The sequence below is a fragment of the Glycomyces lechevalierae genome (genome assembly GCF_027622945.1).
Lineage (GTDB): Bacteria > Actinomycetota > Actinomycetes > Mycobacteriales > Micromonosporaceae > Glycomyces > Glycomyces rutgersensis.
On sequence record NZ_JAPZVQ010000020.1, the window covers coordinates 1 to 16,071 of the forward strand.

A 16,071-nucleotide genomic window follows, 5' to 3' on the forward strand; every position below is an offset into this window, starting at 1 on the left:
CCCCGCGAGATAGGCCGTGAGCGGCGCGAAGACCGTGCTCGCGAGCCCGCCCGCGAGCGTGAGCACCGTGAGCGCCCGCACCCGCCGCAGCCCGTACCAGGCCGTGATGGCGGCGAACGCCCGGCCCGCAGGAGGCCGAGCCGGTGCCGTTGAGGGCCGCGTCGAGGTTGACGAAGAGGCGGTCGCGCTCGACGAGCTCGTGCGGGTGCTGCGCGGCATCCAAGTCCTCGCTCGTCCACGGCCGCACGGTGAACGCGAAGTGCGGGGCGCCGTGGAAGGCGAGCGCGGTGCCGTCGGCGCTCGCGAGGCGGGCCCAGCGGACGTCGATGCGGGAGCCGTTCTCCTGCGGCATCGCGTACGGCGTCTGCATCCCGGCCGCGGTGGCTTCGTAGCGGCCGATCCGGGCGGCGGTGCGGGTGTCCGCATAGGCTTCGCCGGGGCCGCCGCCGAACCAGGTGACGGCGTCGAACGCCTTCGGCACGGCCATACGCAGGCCGAGGCGCGGGAGCACGAAGTCCTCCCACTCCCCCAGCGGGTTCGCGGACACGGTGAGCCACAGGATCCCGGCCGCGGGGTCGTACGCCCACTCGTAGCCGGCGTCCATAGTGCGCGCGGCCCCGGCGGCGCCGACCCTGGTGGCGACCTTGAGGGTCGCCCCGGCGTCGACGTCGAGGACCTTGTGCTCCAAGCGGTCGAGTGCCGCGTTGCGGTCGCGCCAGCGGTCCGCCTGCGATGGGCCGCCCCAGGCGATGCGGTCGTTGTCGAACGGCGCGCGCCACAGGTCCAATTGCGGCCCTTCGACTTCGACGCCGCCGATGGCGCGCAGGCGGCCGAGCGCGTCGAATTCCGCGCTGCCGAGGCGGTGGCCGCCGTCGGCCGCGACAGGGCCTTCGAAGGCAGCGCCTTCGAGCGGGCCGGTCGCGGTTGCGGGGCCGTCGACGGTCTGGCCCCAGGCGATCTCGTGGCCGGCCGGGGCCCAGGGCTGGTCCTCGGCGAGGAGAGCGTGCACGCTGATCGAACGCTCGCCGTCCACTGTGGCCTCTGCGAGCTTGTCCGGCCAGGTGATCCGCACGGCTTCGCCGGCCGCGATCACAGGCACGTCCAGGTCGCCGTCCGCGACGGGCAGGCCGTCGTCCTCGAGCCGCCAGGTGAAGCGCAGGTGCGCGGTGTCCGCGAAGTCGTAGCCGTTGGCAACGGTGACGGTGCGCCGGTCCGGCTGGATCGCGATTCTGACCGGCTCGATCACCTTCTTGTACTCGATCAGGCCAGGGGACGGGGTGCGGTCGGAGAAGACCAGGCCGTCGGTGATGAAGTTCGAGTCGTGGAGCGTCTCGCCGAAGTCGCCGCCGTACGCGAACCATTCGCGGCCGTCGTCGGTGCGGCGCCTGACGCCCTGGTCGATCCACTCCCAGATGAAGCCGCCCGCGATGCGCTCGTGGCGTTCAAAGATCATTTGGTAGTCGGCGAGGCCGCCGGGGCCGTTGCCCATGGCGTGCGCGTATTCGCAGAGGATGAAGGGGAGGCCGCGGCGGTGCTCGTCGTTCGCGGGGTCCTTGGTCTGCTCCTCCTTGCGCTGCCCGATGAGCTCGAGGTCGTCGTGCGACACGTACATCATGCTGTAGATGTCGGTGTACGGCGAGTCGTAGTCGCCTTCGTAGTGGACAAGGCGGTCGGGGTCGCGGTGCCGCGCCCACTCGGCCATGGCCCGCAGGTTCTCGCCGACGCCGCACTCGTTGCCGAGGGACCACATGAGGATCGAGGCGTGGTTCTTGTCGCGCTCGACCATGCGGGCGATGCGGTCGAGGCAGGCCTCGCGCCACTGCGGGTCGTCGGTCGGGTTGCCCTTCCAGCCGTACGGGCCGAAGCCGTGCGTCTCGAGGTCGCACTCGTCGATGACCCACATGCCGAGTTCGTCGCAGAGGTCGAGGAAGCGGCGGTCGGGCGCGTAGTGGCTGGTGCGCACCGCGTTCACGTTGTGCTGCTTCATGAGTTCGAGGTCGCGGCGCATGGTCTCGACAGTGAGGGTGCGGCCGGTGTCGGGGTCCCATTCGTGGCGGTTGACGCCGCGCAGCAGGATCGGTCGGCCGTTGACCTTGAGGACGCCGTCTTCGACGGTCACGGTGCGGAACCCGACGCGGAGGCTCACGCGCTCGGTGTCGGTGGCGACGACCGCGTCGTACAGGCGCGGGGTCTCGGCGGTCCACGGCTCGACCGGGACGCGCACGGTCTCGCCGACGGCGATGTCGATGCCGAGTTCGGGGATGCTCACGCGGCCCGCCGTACCGGCCTCGATGCGCAAGGCGCCCATGCCGGTCGCGTGGTCGTAGCCGGCGTGGGCGAACACGTCGTCGAGTCCGCCCTCGGGGCGGTGCACGAGGGCCACGGGCCGGAAGATCCCGGAGATCCGCCAGGTGTCCTGGTCCTCCAGATAGGACCCGGCGGACCACTGGTGGACGCGCACGGCCACGGTGTTCTCGCCCGGGACGAGGTGGGCGGTGGCGTCGAACTCGGTCGGGAGGCGCGAGCCCTTGCCGTCGCCGAGGCGGACCCCGTTGACCCACACCGCGAACGCGGAGTCGACACCTTCAAAGCGCAGCAGGGTGCGCCCGGTCTCGGGCCACTCGGCGGGGAGGGTGAAGGTGCGGCGGTACTCGCCGGTGGGGTTCGCGTCGGGGACCCGGGGCGGGTCGACGGGGAACGGGTAGTGGATGTTCGTGTACTGCGGCTTGCCGTAAGGCGCCGCACCGTCCAGGTCATGCATCTGCCAGATCGACGGGACGGCGAGCAGGTCCCAGGCGTCCGCGTCGAAATCGGGGGCCTCGAAGCCCTCAGTGGTGTCGCGGAGGCCGGCGGCCAGGTTGAAGCGCCACTCGCCGTCGAGGCCGAGCGCGGCGGCGTCGGAGGCGAGCGCCGCGCGGGGGCCGCAGCGGCCGCTCCCGGGGCTCAGGTCCTCGACGTAGGTGTGCTGGGTGCGGCTCATGGCCAGGGTTTCCTCTCTCTGTTTCCTTGGTGCGACCGGCGTCCGGGTTTCCTAAGCGATTGGCGCAGCGGCCGCAAGGCGGTGGGCCGCCTCCGTTGTCTCGACCCTGGAGGCGGCCCACCGGTTGGGGGAATGAAGGTCTACTTCGAGGCGTCCCACGCCTCCTGATAGATCTCGACGTAGCGTTCGGCGCCGAGGTCGGTCAGGTTCTGCTGGAACTCGGCCCAGTCCTCGTCGCTCTCGACGTCCCGCACGCCGGTGGCGAACTCGGCCGCCGCCTGGACGACGAAGTTCTCCACGTTGGTCTGGACGGTCGCGAGCTCCGTCGCGGTCTCGCCGGTCACGCCGACCTCCCAGTACGGGAACAGCTCGTCGGACTCGTGGCCCTCATAGTTCTTGGTGGCCTCGAACAGACGACGCTCGTAGCCTTCCGGCGTGTAGACGTCCGTCGCGGTGACCTGGCCGTTGCGGAACTCCGCGTCGCTGAAGAACTGCGCGATCGGGCCCCAGGAGTTGTTCAGGCCTTCGCCTTCGGGAAGCGTGAGGACCTTGAAGTTCGGCTCCATGGTCTCGTCGAGGGCCACGTCGCCCGCCTCGGGGCGGGACCAGTTGACGCCCTCGACCCCGAACTCGCCCTGCAGGTGTCCGTCGTAGGAGACCATGAAGTCCAGGATCTCCATGAGCTTCTTCTGCTTGGCCTCGCTGGAACGGTTGGTGATGACGAAGGTCGCGCCCGGCGCGGCCCCGGCGCCGCCGCCGCTGTACGTCGCGTCGCTGCCGTTCGGGCCGGTCAGCGGCGGGACCGCGTCGTACTGGCCGTAGCGCCCGTCCTCGTGGTCGTTCGTGACGAACCAGGGGTGCATGACGGCGACCGATCCGAGGATCACGCCTTCAGCGCTGTTGCCCTTGGCGTTGAGCGCCTCGCCGTTCTGCGTGAAGGCGCCTTCGTCGATCAGGCCGTCCTCGTAGAGGGAGGCGACGTAGGCGATAGCGTCGCGCCACTGGTCCTTGGTGGGCTGCAGGACGACTTTGTCGCCGTCGACGCCGAGCGTCGCCGGTGTGGTGCCCTCCGCGTTCGCGTACATCTCCGCGGTGTACACGTACGGGTTCATGAGGTACGAGAGCAGGCTGCTGCCACCGGCCGCGGAGAGGGGGATCTCGTCGGCCTTGCCGTTTCCGTTGGGGTCCTGCGTCTTGAACGCCTCGAGGACCGTGCGCAGCTCCTCGGGCGTGGTCGGCTGCTCGAGTCCGAGGATGTCAAGCCACGCGGAGTTCATCCACAGTTTCGAGGGGTACGAGCAGTGGTAGCAGTCGTTCCAGGCGGGGATGCCCCAGATCTTGCCGTCCGGGGAGGTCGCCAGCTCCTTGAAGCCGGGCTCCTTCTCGAACGCGGCGGTCAGGTTCGGGGTGTCCTCGCCGATCAGGTCGTCGAGCGGGAGGATCACACCCTGGCCGCCGAGCTTCACGAGCTCGTCGCTGGAGAACTGGTCGACCCAGGGAATGAGCATGTACGCGTCGGGGTAGTCGCCGCTGGCGAGGGAGATCTGCCGCTTCTCCCCGGCCGCGGTGCCGTCCCAGGTCGTGGTCTCGAACTGGAGGTCGACGTCGAACTTCTCCTCGATCACCTTCGTGAAGGCGTTCGTGTCCAGGTCGGCGTCTTCGCCTTGCGGGGCGAAGATGGTGATCACGTCGTCCGGGGTGGTCTTCGGATCCGAGGAGCACGCGGCGAATGCACTGGCCGCAACGGCCAGTGCCGCTCCGGCCGCGGCCGCTCGGGCGAATCGGTTGGTGGTCATCGTTGACTGCCTTTCGATGAGGAGTTGATGGGCGGTGCGAGGGGTTCGCCGACGGCCGGATACGGCGAAGTCTGTGATCGGACGGTCGGTCAGCCCTTGACGGAGCCGAGCATCACGCCCTTGGTGAAGTGCCGCGCAACGAACGGGTATACGAGCAGCACGGGCACTGTGGACACGACGATGAGGGAGAACTTCATGAGGTCGGCCATCTGCTCGGCCGCCATCTGGTCGGCGAGGTTGGTGCCGCCGGTGTTGTTGACGATCAGGATGTTCCGCAGCACGAGCTGCAAGGGGTACAGCTCCTCGCTGCGCAGGTAGATCAGCGCAGAGAAATAGGAGTTCCACTGTCCGATGCCGTACATCAGGGCGATGACCGCGAGCAGCGGCTTCGACAGCGGCAGCACGACCGACCACAGGAAGCGAAGGTCCGAGGCGCCGTCGAGCTGCGCCGCCTCATAGAGCTCCCCCGGGATCGAGGAGCGGAAGAAGGTCATCGCGATGAGCACCTGCCACGCCGCGATCGCAGTCGGCAGGATCAGCGCCCACCTCGTGTCGAGCAGGCCGAGTGACCGCACCACCATGTAGGTCGGGATGAGGCCGCCGGAGAACAGCATCGTGAAGAGGACCCCACCGATGAGGACCTTGCGGCCCACCAACTCTGAACGCGAGAGCGGGTAGGCGATCATCACCGTCAGCGTGACGCTGACGATCGTGCCGACCACGGCGTAGAACACCGAGTTGCCGAAGCCGGTGAGGATCGCGTCGCTGGTCAGCACCGCCTGGTAGCCGATGAGCGTGAAGTCGACCGGCCACAGGAACACCCGCCCGCCCGACACCGCCGCGGGGCTGGAGAACGAGCTGGCCACGATGTTGATCAGCGGCACGAGCACGATGAGCAGGAACGTCGAGAGCAGGATGTAGACGCCGACCATGAAGATCCGGTCCACAGGAGTGTCCTGCACCTGGGTCGAGCGGCGGCGCACGGGCTTGCGGCGCTCGCCTCCCGGGGTGGTGTCGAGTGCGAGCGGGGTCGCGGTCTTGAGGGTCATTGCATGCGCTCCTTTCACCAGAGCCCGTTGCCGGTCACCCGTTTGGACACGGTGTTGACCAGCAGGAGGAGGACGAGGTTGATGACGGAGTTGAACAGCCCCACCGCCGTCGCGAGACTGAAGTCCGCATTGAGCAGACCCATCTTGTACGTGTACGTCGCGATGATCTCCGACGTGGAAAGATTCAGCGGATTCTGCAGCAGGAACGCCTTCTCGAACCCGATCGCCATCACACTGCCGACACTGAGGACCATCACCACGACCACGGTGGGGGCGATGCCCGGCAGGTCGACGTGCCAGATCTTCCGCAACCGGCTCGCACCGTCAAGACGTGCCGCCTCATACAGGCTCGGGTCGATGCCGGCCAGCGCGGCCATGTAGATGATCGCGGAGTAGCCGGCGGTCTGCCAGATGTCGGACCACACGTACACGCTGCGGAACGCGTCGGGGTCGGCGAGCAGGTTCGAGTCCATGCCGAAGAAGCCGAGGGCGTCGGACATGAACCCGATCCGGGGCGAGAAGATCAGGATGAGCATCGAGACGACGATGACCGTCGAGATGAAATGCGGTGCGTACGTGACCATCTGGACGGTGCGCTTGAAGAACCGCGCGCGGACCTCGTTGAGCGCCAAGGCGAGGATGATCGGGATCGGGAACCCGGCCAGGAAGCCGTAGAGGCTCAGCATCAGCGTGTTGCGGATGAGATCGAGCGCGACCGGGTTGGCGAAGAACCGCTCGAAGTGGTCGAACCCGGCCCAGGGACTGCCCCAGATCCCGTCGACCACGTTGTAGTCCTTGAACGCGATCACGTTGTTCGCCATCGGGATGTACTGGAAGACGACGAAGTAGGCCACCGGCAGCACCAGCAGCAGATAGAGCTGCCAGTGCCGGCGGAGGTTCCGCTTGCGGGTCCTGCGGCGGCGTTCGCGGTCGGTCACCGCGACCGGCGCCTGCACCGCCGCGCTCACCGCTCGGCCCCTGTCGATCCGTGCGCCATATGGCGGCGTTCCCCGTAGGTGTTGCTCACGCCCGCTCCTTTGCGATCCGCCGTTGTGAATGTTCACGGTAAATTGGAGCGCTCGATCGAGTCAACACTTGACGCGAGAAAAGATCAGATCTTTATGTCGATCGCGAGAGGCGACGGTGAATTCTCGTCGATCTTCATCCGCTTTTGCCCGATAGGTTTCACTATCACCCGGTGATTAGTCGGATCTCTACGCGACCTGCGGTTTCATCGTTCAGTCCGGTCGCGCCTGTTCCCTACGGCGCGTGAGGAACGCGATCTCGGCGGTGTTCTCGGCGAGGCGGATCGCCTCGTCGTAGGCCTCGCAGGCGCCTGTGGCCCAACCGAGTCGCTGCAGCAGCGCCGCCCGGGCGGCGTGGAACGCGTGGTAGCCCGCGAGGTCGGGCTCGAGCGCGTCGACGAGGGCGAGCCCGGCCTCCGCGCCGTCGCGCTCCCCCACCGCGATCGCGCGGTTGAGCCGCGTGATCGGCGAGGCGTCGAGCCGCAGGAGCTGGTCGTAGAGGGCCACGACCTGGGTCCAGTCGCTCGCGTCGCCGTCGGTGTGCACGGCGTTGATCGCGGCGAGCAGCTGGTAGCGGCCGGGGGCCTCGCCCGAGGCCAGGCGTTCGCGAACGAGCGCGTGCCCTTCGGCGATCAAGGCGGTGTTCCAGAGGCCGCGGTCCTGTTCGGGGAGTGGGACGAGTTCGCCGGCGGACGAGACGCGGGCGGCGCGGCGGGCATCGGTGAGCAGCATGAGGGCGAGCATCCCCGCGACCTCGCCGTCGTCGGGCAGGAGTTCGCGGAGCAGCCGCGCGAGCCGGATCGCCTCGCCCGTCAGCTCCTCGCGCACGGGCGCCGTGTCGGGCCCGGACGCGAAGTATCCCTCGTTGAAGATCAGGTAGAGGACCGCGAGCACGCCTGAGACGCGGCGCGGCAGGTCCTCTGCGGCGGGCACGCGGTAGGGGATGCGGGCGGCGGCGATCTTCGCTTTGGCGCGGGTGATGCGGGCGCCCATCGTGGTGTCCTGCACCAGGAACGCGCGGGCGATCTCGGGGACGGCGAGGCCGCCGACCATCCGCAGGGTGAGCGCGACACGGGCCTCGACCGAGAGCGCGGGGTGGCAGCAGGTGAAGACGAGGCGCAGCCGGTCGTCGTCGATCGGGCCGCGGGGTTCGGGTTCGGCGGCGTACACGCGCTGGGCCTCCTGGTGCTTGCCGTCGCGTTTGCCCTCGCGCCGGATCTGGTCGATCGCCTTGCGGTTCGCCGTCGTGGTGAGCCAGGCGCCGGGGTTGGGCGGGACGCCCTCGGCGGGCCAGTGCTCGGCGGCGGCCGCGAAGGCCTCCGCGGCTGCGTCCTCGGCGGTCCCGAGGTTCCCGAACCGCTTGGCGAGCACCGCCACCACCCGCGCCCACTCCTCGCGGTGGGCGCGGGTCAGGGCCTCCTGCGCGTCGGTCATGCCTCGGTGTGGACCGGTCGCACCTCGAGCCTGCGGTTGCAGGCCTTGGAGCCTTCGGCCATGAGCGCGAGGGCCACGTCGAGGTCGGTGGCCTCGATGATCCAGAAGCCGGCGGCGAACTCCTTGGTCTCGACGAAGGGGCCGTCGGTGAGGACGGGCTCGTCGCCCCGGCCGTCGATCACGGTGGAGGCGGACGGGTGGGCGAGGCCCGCGGCGAAGACCCAGTGGCCGCCTTCGCGGAGCTTGTCGTTGAACTCGTCGATCGCGGCGGCCTCTTCGGCGGTGCCGGAGTCGGCGCGGCTGTCGATGACGTTGACCAGGTACTGCATGATCGGATTCTCCCTCTTCAGACGTCGTCGCGGCGGCGGGGCCCGACACCGTCGGGGATCTCGCCGTGCACTTGCGGACGGTAGACGAGCTTGTGGGTGCGGCCGTCGAGCACCGTGGACTCGAGGAGTTCGAGGTCGAGCTCCACGCCGCCGTGGAACAGGCCCGCCTGTCCGGCGCGGCCGGAGACGGCCGGGAACATCATGACCTCGATCCGGTCGACGAGCCCGGCGGCGAGCAGGGCGCGGTTGAGCGCGATGCTGCCGTGCGACCGCATCGGCACGTCCGTGGTGCGCTTCAGCCGCTCGATCGCGGTCACGGCGTCCTCGTCGATGAGCGTGGAGTTCTCCCAGCCCAGCGGTTCCTCGAGCGTGCTGGAGAAGACGATCTTCGGCAGCGCGTCGAGACTGCGGTAGTAGGGCTCGTCGAAGACCTTCACGAACTCCCGGAACTGCCGGAAGGTCGTGGCTCCGAAGACGAGCACCTGCTCCTGCTCGAACGTCCGCACCCGGTCCGCGATGAGCTCGGGCCCCTCCTTGCCCCAGTAGCCCGGCCAGCCCTCGGCCATCCCGTAGCCGTCGATGCTGCAGAAGAAGTCGACGGTCAGCGTGGTGCTCATGATCCTGCTCTTTTCCTTCACGCCGCCCCCGTCGGGCGGCCTCACTCCCTCTACGAACCGCCCCGCCCCGTTTCGACAACCCGCCCGGAACTTTTTCCGGCGCCCTGGTAGGGGTCTTCGGCACACTCGCGGCTTCGGGCCGTTTTTGCGGCAGTTGTCCTGTGGCCGTGCTGGTAGCCGCCCACCCCGGTCCTCCAAAGTGGGCTGCTCGCCTCTACAGTCTTGCTACCCACCACGCAGAGAGAGCGCACATGACAGACACCACCCAACCCGCGGTGAACCGCCGGCGGTTCATGCACCTCGCCGGCGGCGCCGCCGCCCTCGCCGCGACCGGGAGCGCCGTCGCGTTCGCCGGCTCCCCGGCGGGCACTGCGGGCGAGTCGCTGGAGACGATCCCCCTCGCCTCGCACCAGCCGGCCAAGCCCGCGTTCGAGCCGCTCCCGCCCCTCCCCGACCAGCTCGCCGGGGGCAGCGTCGAGCCGCCGACCGGGACGATCCCCGCGCCGCGCAGCGCGCCGGAGCTGTTCGCCCTCGAGGACGCGCCGACCACCCTGCCGTTCGAGTTCAACCGGAACGGCTACGTCGCCTCCGCGGACCTGCCCGAGGAACTGAAGCCCTGGCGGGACCGGCCTATGAAGTGGGAGAACGTCACTCCCGACAACGAGCACACCTACCTCGACGACGCGGGCGTCATCCAGTACCGGCCGTCGATCGACGAGCCGGGCTACGACCAGCCCGTCACCCAGATCCAGTTCGGCCTCAGCTGCGTCACCAGCTACCGGACCGAGACGGACCCCGCCCGCAAGGAGCTGTACCTGACGCGGGCGAAGGCGCAGGCCGGGCGGTTGATCGAGACGCACGTGGAGACCCGCGGCGCCTGGTACTTCCCGTACCCGTTCGACTTCACCCACACCACGCACAGCGGCGTCTCCTACCAGGCGCCCTGGTACTCCGGGATGGCCCAGGGCGAGGCGATCAGCCTCTTCATCCAGCTCTCGGAGCTCGACGGGATCACCGACGAGGAGCGCACGCTGTACCTCGCGGCGGCCGACGGCGCGTTCGCGTCCCTGCTGCTCGGCGACGACGGCACGCCCTGGGTGGTCAACCGCAACAGCGCCGGCTACCTGTGGATCCAGGAGTACCCGGGCGCGACCCCGGGCACGGGCGACTACACGTACAACGGCATGGTCTTCGCCATGTTCGGCCTGTGGGACTACATCCAGGCCACCGGGAACGAGCTGGCGGCGGCCCTCTACGACGGCGCGTGCACGACCATCGACCGGTACTTCCCGCTGCTGCGCAACCTGCGCTGGATCTCGTTCTACTGCCAGACGCACCGCATCCCGACCTCGTCGTACCACCAGCACCACATCAACCTGCTGCGCCAGCTGCACTGGCAGACGGCCGGACCGCGCTTCTCCCACATGGCCGACCAGCTCACGGACGACTTCCCTTACCCGTCCGTGCCGACCGGGTCGAACATCGCGTTCGCCGCCGGCACCCACACCCTGTACCGGTTCGACACCGACGCGGACGGGGACTTCGTGGAGTCCAAGGGCGACGCGGAGCTCGAGAGCAAGAGCGTGACGTTCTCCCGCGCCACCCAGGCCCCCGCGAACAAGCGCCGCCGCATCAAGGACCGCGGGATCTACTACCGGATCAACGCGGGCGCCTACACGGGCTGGTGGGTCGGCGAGTACTACCCGAAGGCCTACCTCGTGGGCGAGTACCTGCCGAACATCTGCTATCCGGGCCGCACGCTGACGTTCCCGGCGGCCACCCAGGTCACCTGCTGGCTGCTCGGCACCGACGGGCGCTTCAGCGGCAGTCGCGACGTGAGCTTCACGAACGCGTCGAACGCCCCGTTCGACCGGCGCTCGGTCGTCAACGGCCGCCCGATGTACCGCATCTCGGGCGGCTTCCTGACCGGATACTGGGTCTGGGCCGGCGACATCACCGTCGACGGCCGCTGAGCCGGGGCCGCGATGGAGGGGTACGCCTCCGTCGCGGCCTCACCGGTTGACGTTCCGGTGATGACGCGCGATAATTGATGTGTCATCTATTCGTGGAACGGGGCGGTCATGGCGGAGCGGAAGGGCGGGAGCGCGCTCTCGCGCGAGGAGTACGACAGCTGGCGGGTGTTCATCGAGACCACCGAGGAGCTGCGCGGCGCGCTCGCGGGGCGGTTCCAGGCGGACAGCGGGATCTCGGCCGGGGACTACCAGGTGCTGCTCGCGTTGAGCGAGGCCGAGGGGCGGCGGATGCGGTCTTCCGAACTGGCCGAAGGGATCGGGTGGGAACGCAGCCGGCTCTCGCACCACCTCGGGCGCATGGAGCAGCGCGGGCTGATCCGGCGCGAGACGGCGCCCACGGACAGCCGGGGATCGGAGGCCGTGCTCACCGATGACGGCCGCGACGCGTTGCGGCACGCGAGCGTGCCGCACTTCCACGCCATCCGGGAACTGTTCCTCGATGCCCTGACGCCGGCCCAGCTCGCGGCGGCGCGGGACCTCGCCGAGACCCTGCGGGACCACTTGGCGGCCAAGAGGAAGCCGAGGCGCGGGTAGCGTCGGTCACCATCTAGTTGACATGTCAACCATGTGGCACTATACATGACGTATCAACAATGCTTCGGCGGAACGCCGCGGCGGTGAAAGGAGCGCATCGTGAGCGCCATCGAGTTCGGCATCGACAGCTTCGGCGACCTGCCGCGCGACGACCAGGGGAACGTCACCTCCTACGCGCAGGCCATCCGCGCCACGGTCGAAGAGGCCGTCGTCGCCGACCAGACCGGGATCGACGTGATCGCCCTCGGCGAGCACCACCGGCCCGAGTTCGCGATCTCCTCCCCCGAGACCGTGCTCGCGGGCATCGCCGCGCGCACCGAGCGCATCCGCCTGTCCTCGGGCGTGACCGTCCTCAGCTCCGACGATCCGGTCCGGGTCTTCCAGCGCTTCGCCACCGTCGACGCGCTCTCGAACGGGCGGGCCGAGATCATCCTCGGCCGCGGCTCGTTCACCGAGTCGTTCCCGCTGTTCGGCTACGACCTCACCGACTACGACGTGCTGTTCGAGGAGAAGATCGACCTCTTCCACAAGCTCCTCGACGAGAAGCCCGTGACCTGGCGGGGCACCAAGCGCGCCGCCCTGATCGACCAGGACGTGTTCCCCAAGACCGAGTCCGGGCGGCTGCGCACCTGGGTCGGCGTCGGCGGCAGCCCGCAGTCGGTCGTGCGCACCGCCCAGTACGGCTTCCGGCTCATGCTCGCCGTCATCGGCGGCGCACCCGAGCGGTTCGGGCCGTACGTGGACCTGTACCGCAGGGCCGCAAAGGAACTGGGCACCACCGCGTACCCGGTCGGGCTGCACTCGCCGGGCTTCATCGCGGCCACGGACGAGGAGGCCAAGGAGCTGTTCTACCCGGGGTACAAGGAGGTGCGCGACCGGATCGGGGCGCTGCGCGGCTGGCAGCCGCTGCGCCGCGAGGAGTTCGAGCGCGAGATCGAGCACGGCTCGCTCTACATCGGCTCCCCCGAGACGGTGGCCCGCCGGATCGCCCGCGCCGTCGGCGCACTCGACGTCGGCCGCTTCGACCTCATCTACTCCGCCGGCGGCGCGCTCGCCGCCAGCGCGCGGCTCAAGGCCGTGGAGCTGTACGGCACCGAGGTCGTGCCGCGCGTGCGTGAGCTGCTCGCCGAGGCAGAGGAGTCCTGATGGACGCCAAGACGATCGGCATCCTCGGCGCGGGCAAGGTCGGCACCGTGCTGGCCCGGCTCGCGGTCGCCGCCGGGTACCGGGTCCTGGTCGCCGGTTCGGGCGACCCGGCCAAGATCGCGCTCACGATCGAGGTGCTGACGCCGGGGGCCGAGGCCGTCACGGCCGCCGAGGCGGCCGAGCGGGCGGACGTGGTGGTCCTGGCGCTGCCGCTGGGCAAGCACGGTTCGATCCCGGCGGAAGCCTTGCGCGGCAAGCTGGTCGTGGACGCGATGAACCACTGGTGGGAGGTCGACGGCCCGCGCGAGCGCGTCCTCGACCCGGACGCGACGTCGAGCGAGTTCGTGCGCAAGGCGCTCGGCGCGGGCCGGCTCGTGAAGGCGTTCAACCACATGGGCTACCACGACCTGGAAGACGGCGCCCGTCCTGCGGGTGCCTTGGGCCGCAAGGCGATCGCGATCGCCGGGGACGATGAGGACGACCTCGCCGCCGTCGCGCGGATCGTCGACGACCTGGGTTTCGACCCGGTCGTCGCCGGGCCGCTCGCCGAGGGCGCCCGGATGGAGCCGGGCACCCCGGTCTTCGGCGCGAACGTGGAGGCGGGCCCGCTGCGGGACCTGCTCGGCTGACCTACTCGGCGGGGGTGGTGAGCCGGGCCAGGACCACCCCGCAGCAGATCAGGGCGATGGCCGCGACCCGCCCCGCGGTGAGCGGGTCGCGGTTGAGCAAGGCGCTCAAGGTGACCGCGCCGATCGCGCCGATGCCGGTGAACACGGCGTAGGCGGTGCCGGTCGGCAGGTCGCGGATGGCGAGGGACAGCAGGAACGCCGCGAGCGCCATCAACGCGATCGAGAGGACGGTGGGCCACAGGCGGGTGAAGCCGTCCGTGGGCTTGATGCTCAGCGCCCACGCGACCTCGACGACCCCGGCGGCGATCAGGATCCACCAGCTCACAGCTCGGCCCCGATCCGGCGCGCGGCCTCCAGGGCGGCGGCGCGCGAGCGCTCGTGCTCGTCGCGCCTCGCGGCCAAAACGGGATCGATCAGGGCGTTGCACATCTCCGTGCCCACGAACACGGCGTCGTCGACGGCGAAGTGGCCGGAGAAGAAGTCGCGCAGGTAGCGCTCGTGGTGGTCGAACGGCTCGCGCGGCTTGCCCGGCCCGTACGCGCCGCCGCGCGCGTAGGCGACGGCGATGCGGGTGCCGGCCAGGGACATCTTGGGGAAGGTGACCTGGTCGATCCAGGCTTTGAGGGCGGCGGGGATCGAGAAGTTGTACATCGGCGTCGCGATCAGGAGCGCGTCCGCGGCGACGAGTTCGGCCAGCAGCGGCTCGACGACGGCCCACGCCTCGGCCTGGGCGGCGGTGCGGACGGCCTCCTTGTAGCGGGCGGGGTCGGTGATCTGGTGCTCCAGCACGTAGTCGCAGAGTTCGGTCCAGGCCTCGCCGATGAACGGCGGCGGCGTCGCGGCGAGGTCGCGGCGCACGTAGTCCTGGCCGGGGTGGGCCTGCTTCCAGGCGTCGGCCACGGCGTCGCCGATCTCGCGGCTGAAGGAGCTGCGGCGGGCGCTGGCGTCGAGGTGCAGTAGCACGGGGTTCCTCCTCGGAAGTGAAGTGGACACGGCGTCCACTTACTCGGCAAGCATAACCGGTCACGCCGTCCACTTCCCTGTTAAGCTCGCCACCCATGAGGCCCGAACGCGCCGACGCCGCCCGCAACCGCGCCAAGATCCTGACCGCCGCCGCCGCGGTCTTCGCCGAGAAGGACCCGCGGACGGTGACGATGGACGACGTCGCCAAGGCCGCCGGCGTCGGCCGCGGCACTCTCTACCGCCGCTACCCGGACATCGGATCGATCGCGGTCGCCCTGCTCGACGAGCACGAGACGGGGCTCCAGCGCGAGCTGATGGAGGGCCCGCCGCCGCTCGGCCCGGGCGCGCCGCCCGCCGACCGCCTCGCGGCGTTCTACGCGGCGATGGTCGACCTGCTCGAGGCGCACGGCGACCTCGCGCTGGCCACCGAGGTCGGCGGGAAGCGCTTCGCGGTGGGCGCCTACGGGTTCTGGCGGGCGCACGTCCTGTCGCTCCTCCGGGAGGCCGGGGTGCCCTCGCCTGAGGCGCTCGCGGACCAGCTCCTCGCCCCCCTCGCCCCGGACGTGTTCGTTCACCAACGCGCGCAAGGACTCTCGCCGTCGCAAGTCAAGGCCGCGCTCGCCCGGCTCGCAACGGTGCTCTCCCACTCAGCGTGAACGGGACCGGGCCGGTCCCGCCGGCCCGAATGGACGGAACCCGGCGGAAGCCGCCTCACGGCCCGTCGGGCTCGCGGCCTTCGAGTCCGGCGCGCATCTCGCGGTAGGTCGCGGAGTCGATCTGCCCTGCGGCGTAGCGGCGGTCGAGCACGTCTCGCGGCGACTCGGGAGCGCGGGCGCCCTCGGCGGGCCGCGACTCGATCGCGCGGCTGATCCTGAGCACCGCCCAGACGAGCAGCACGATGACGGCCGCCCAGAAGAGCACCATGAGGCCCATCATCCACCAGCCGGCGCCCGACATGTACTGGTCGCCCCATCGGTTCATCATCGGACCCACCTCCAGGCCTTCGGTCCTGACTCCAGCGTCGCGCGGGCCGGGCGGGAGCGCCGGAGCCCGAGGTCACCGGTCCTGGGGACCAAGGGCCCGGCTCACTGCTCCATGGTGAGCCGCAGGCCCGAGACCGCTTGCGGGGTGATGGCGATGACCGTGTCGAGCGGCCGGGCGAGCCACGACTGCACGCGCGGGCCGAGCCGCTCGGTCCGGCGGCTGTCCGTCACGTCCGCCGCGGTGCCGTTGACCAGGACGCTCCAGCCGAGGCGCGAATGCCGGTCGATCTCGTCCGCCTGGTAGGCCACCGGCAGGCCCGGATGCGCCAGGACCGCTTGCGCGAAGGCCGTCGTGTGTCGTGTGTGGACGAGGATGAGGCCTTCGTACACGACGTGGTTGAGGGGGCGGATGGTCGGCAGGCCGTCGGCGACGAAGGCCACGCGCCCGAACTCCTCGTGTCCGAGCAGGCCGAGCGCGAGCTTCGGGGTCAACTCGGCCGGGACTCGCTTGTCGTCCACTGCGCACCTCGTTTCGGTTCGCGGGGCGGACGCG

At 70.0% G+C, this 16,071-nt stretch carries 16 protein-coding genes; 5 read left to right on the forward strand and 11 right to left on the reverse strand.

All coding sequences use genetic code 11. The features are described from left to right. The 7 genes from O2L01_RS22750 to O2L01_RS22780 form a co-directional block, all read right to left on the reverse strand. Positions 1 to 2,980: glycoside hydrolase family 2 TIM barrel-domain containing protein (locus O2L01_RS22750; RefSeq protein WP_270124326.1), on the reverse strand; the 2,980-nt coding region annotated here is incomplete at its 3' end. A 140-nt stretch (positions 2,981 to 3,120) separates the two neighbouring features. Beyond that, entirely contained in the window at positions 3,121 to 4,776 is a 1,656-nt protein-coding gene (locus O2L01_RS22755; protein WP_270124327.1) for a type 2 periplasmic-binding domain-containing protein, read from the reverse strand. Between the two features lie 89 nt (positions 4,777 to 4,865). Continuing rightward, on the reverse strand, positions 4,866 to 5,825 hold the full coding sequence (locus tag O2L01_RS22760) for a carbohydrate ABC transporter permease (protein ID WP_270124328.1): 960 nt from the start codon (positions 5,823 to 5,825) through the stop codon (positions 4,866 to 4,868). Positions 5,826 to 5,839: 14 nt separating this feature from the next. Next, positions 5,840 to 6,793 (reverse strand): ABC transporter permease, encoded by a 954-nt coding sequence (locus O2L01_RS22765; protein ID WP_270124329.1) that lies wholly within the window; start codon positions 6,791 to 6,793, stop codon positions 5,840 to 5,842. Between the two features lie 270 nt (positions 6,794 to 7,063). Then, positions 7,064 to 8,284, reverse strand: coding sequence for an RNA polymerase sigma factor (locus tag O2L01_RS22770; RefSeq protein ID WP_270124330.1), 1,221 nt, complete (start codon positions 8,282 to 8,284; stop codon positions 7,064 to 7,066). Continuing rightward, complete coding sequence (locus O2L01_RS22775; protein ID WP_270124331.1) at positions 8,281 to 8,613, reverse strand: YciI family protein; 333 nt, start codon at positions 8,611 to 8,613, stop codon at positions 8,281 to 8,283. Before O2L01_RS22775 ends, O2L01_RS22770 begins: the two co-directional genes overlap by 4 nt. Positions 8,614 to 8,630: 17 nt before the next feature. Then, complete coding sequence (locus O2L01_RS22780) at positions 8,631 to 9,230, reverse strand: dihydrofolate reductase family protein (protein WP_270124333.1); 600 nt, start codon at positions 9,228 to 9,230, stop codon at positions 8,631 to 8,633. Positions 9,231 to 9,481: 251 nt separating this feature from the next. Here O2L01_RS22780 and O2L01_RS22785 point away from each other — a divergent pair, with 251 nt between their 5' ends. The 4 genes from O2L01_RS22785 (at position 9,482) to O2L01_RS22800 (ending at position 13,572) form a co-directional block, all read left to right on the forward strand. Further along, complete coding sequence (locus tag O2L01_RS22785) at positions 9,482 to 11,203, forward strand: D-glucuronyl C5-epimerase family protein (RefSeq protein WP_270124334.1); 1,722 nt, start codon at positions 9,482 to 9,484, stop codon at positions 11,201 to 11,203. A 108-nt stretch (positions 11,204 to 11,311) separates the two neighbouring features. After that, a complete protein-coding gene (locus O2L01_RS22790; RefSeq protein WP_270124335.1) occupies positions 11,312 to 11,797 on the forward strand; it encodes a MarR family winged helix-turn-helix transcriptional regulator in 486 nt (161 codons plus the stop codon). 99 nt (positions 11,798 to 11,896) lie between these two features. Further along, positions 11,897 to 12,943: an LLM class flavin-dependent oxidoreductase gene (locus tag O2L01_RS22795; RefSeq protein WP_270124336.1), complete on the forward strand. Its 1,047-nt coding sequence runs from the start codon at positions 11,897 to 11,899 to the stop codon at positions 12,941 to 12,943. Further along, positions 12,943 to 13,572 (forward strand): NADPH-dependent F420 reductase, encoded by a 630-nt coding sequence (locus O2L01_RS22800; protein ID WP_270124337.1) that lies wholly within the window; start codon positions 12,943 to 12,945, stop codon positions 13,570 to 13,572. Before O2L01_RS22795 ends, O2L01_RS22800 begins: the two co-directional genes overlap by 1 nt. A gap of 1 nt (position 13,573) precedes the next feature. Here O2L01_RS22800 and O2L01_RS22805 read toward each other — a convergent pair whose 3' ends face one another. Together O2L01_RS22805 and O2L01_RS22810 are read right to left on the reverse strand one after the other, a co-directional pair. Continuing rightward, positions 13,574 to 13,897 (reverse strand): DMT family transporter, encoded by a 324-nt coding sequence (locus O2L01_RS22805; RefSeq protein ID WP_270124338.1) that lies wholly within the window; start codon positions 13,895 to 13,897, stop codon positions 13,574 to 13,576. Then, positions 13,894 to 14,535, reverse strand: a complete 642-nt coding sequence (locus O2L01_RS22810) for an FMN-dependent NADH-azoreductase (RefSeq protein ID WP_270124339.1) — start codon at positions 14,533 to 14,535, stop codon at positions 13,894 to 13,896. The genes O2L01_RS22805 and O2L01_RS22810 overlap by 4 nt, the downstream gene beginning before the upstream one ends. Positions 14,536 to 14,630: 95 nt before the next feature. Between O2L01_RS22810 and O2L01_RS22815 the strand changes: the two genes are divergently transcribed. Beyond that, on the forward strand, positions 14,631 to 15,191 hold the full coding sequence (locus O2L01_RS22815) for a TetR/AcrR family transcriptional regulator (protein ID WP_270124340.1): 561 nt from the start codon (positions 14,631 to 14,633) through the stop codon (positions 15,189 to 15,191). 55 nt (positions 15,192 to 15,246) lie between these two features. Here O2L01_RS22815 and O2L01_RS22820 read toward each other — a convergent pair whose 3' ends face one another. Continuing rightward, positions 15,247 to 15,519, reverse strand: coding sequence for a hypothetical protein (locus tag O2L01_RS22820; protein WP_270124341.1), 273 nt, complete (start codon positions 15,517 to 15,519; stop codon positions 15,247 to 15,249). A 101-nt stretch (positions 15,520 to 15,620) separates the two neighbouring features. Beyond that, positions 15,621 to 16,037: a pyridoxamine 5'-phosphate oxidase family protein gene (locus O2L01_RS22825; protein ID WP_270124342.1), complete on the reverse strand. Its 417-nt coding sequence runs from the start codon at positions 16,035 to 16,037 to the stop codon at positions 15,621 to 15,623. Between the last annotated feature and the right edge of the window lie 34 nt (positions 16,038 to 16,071).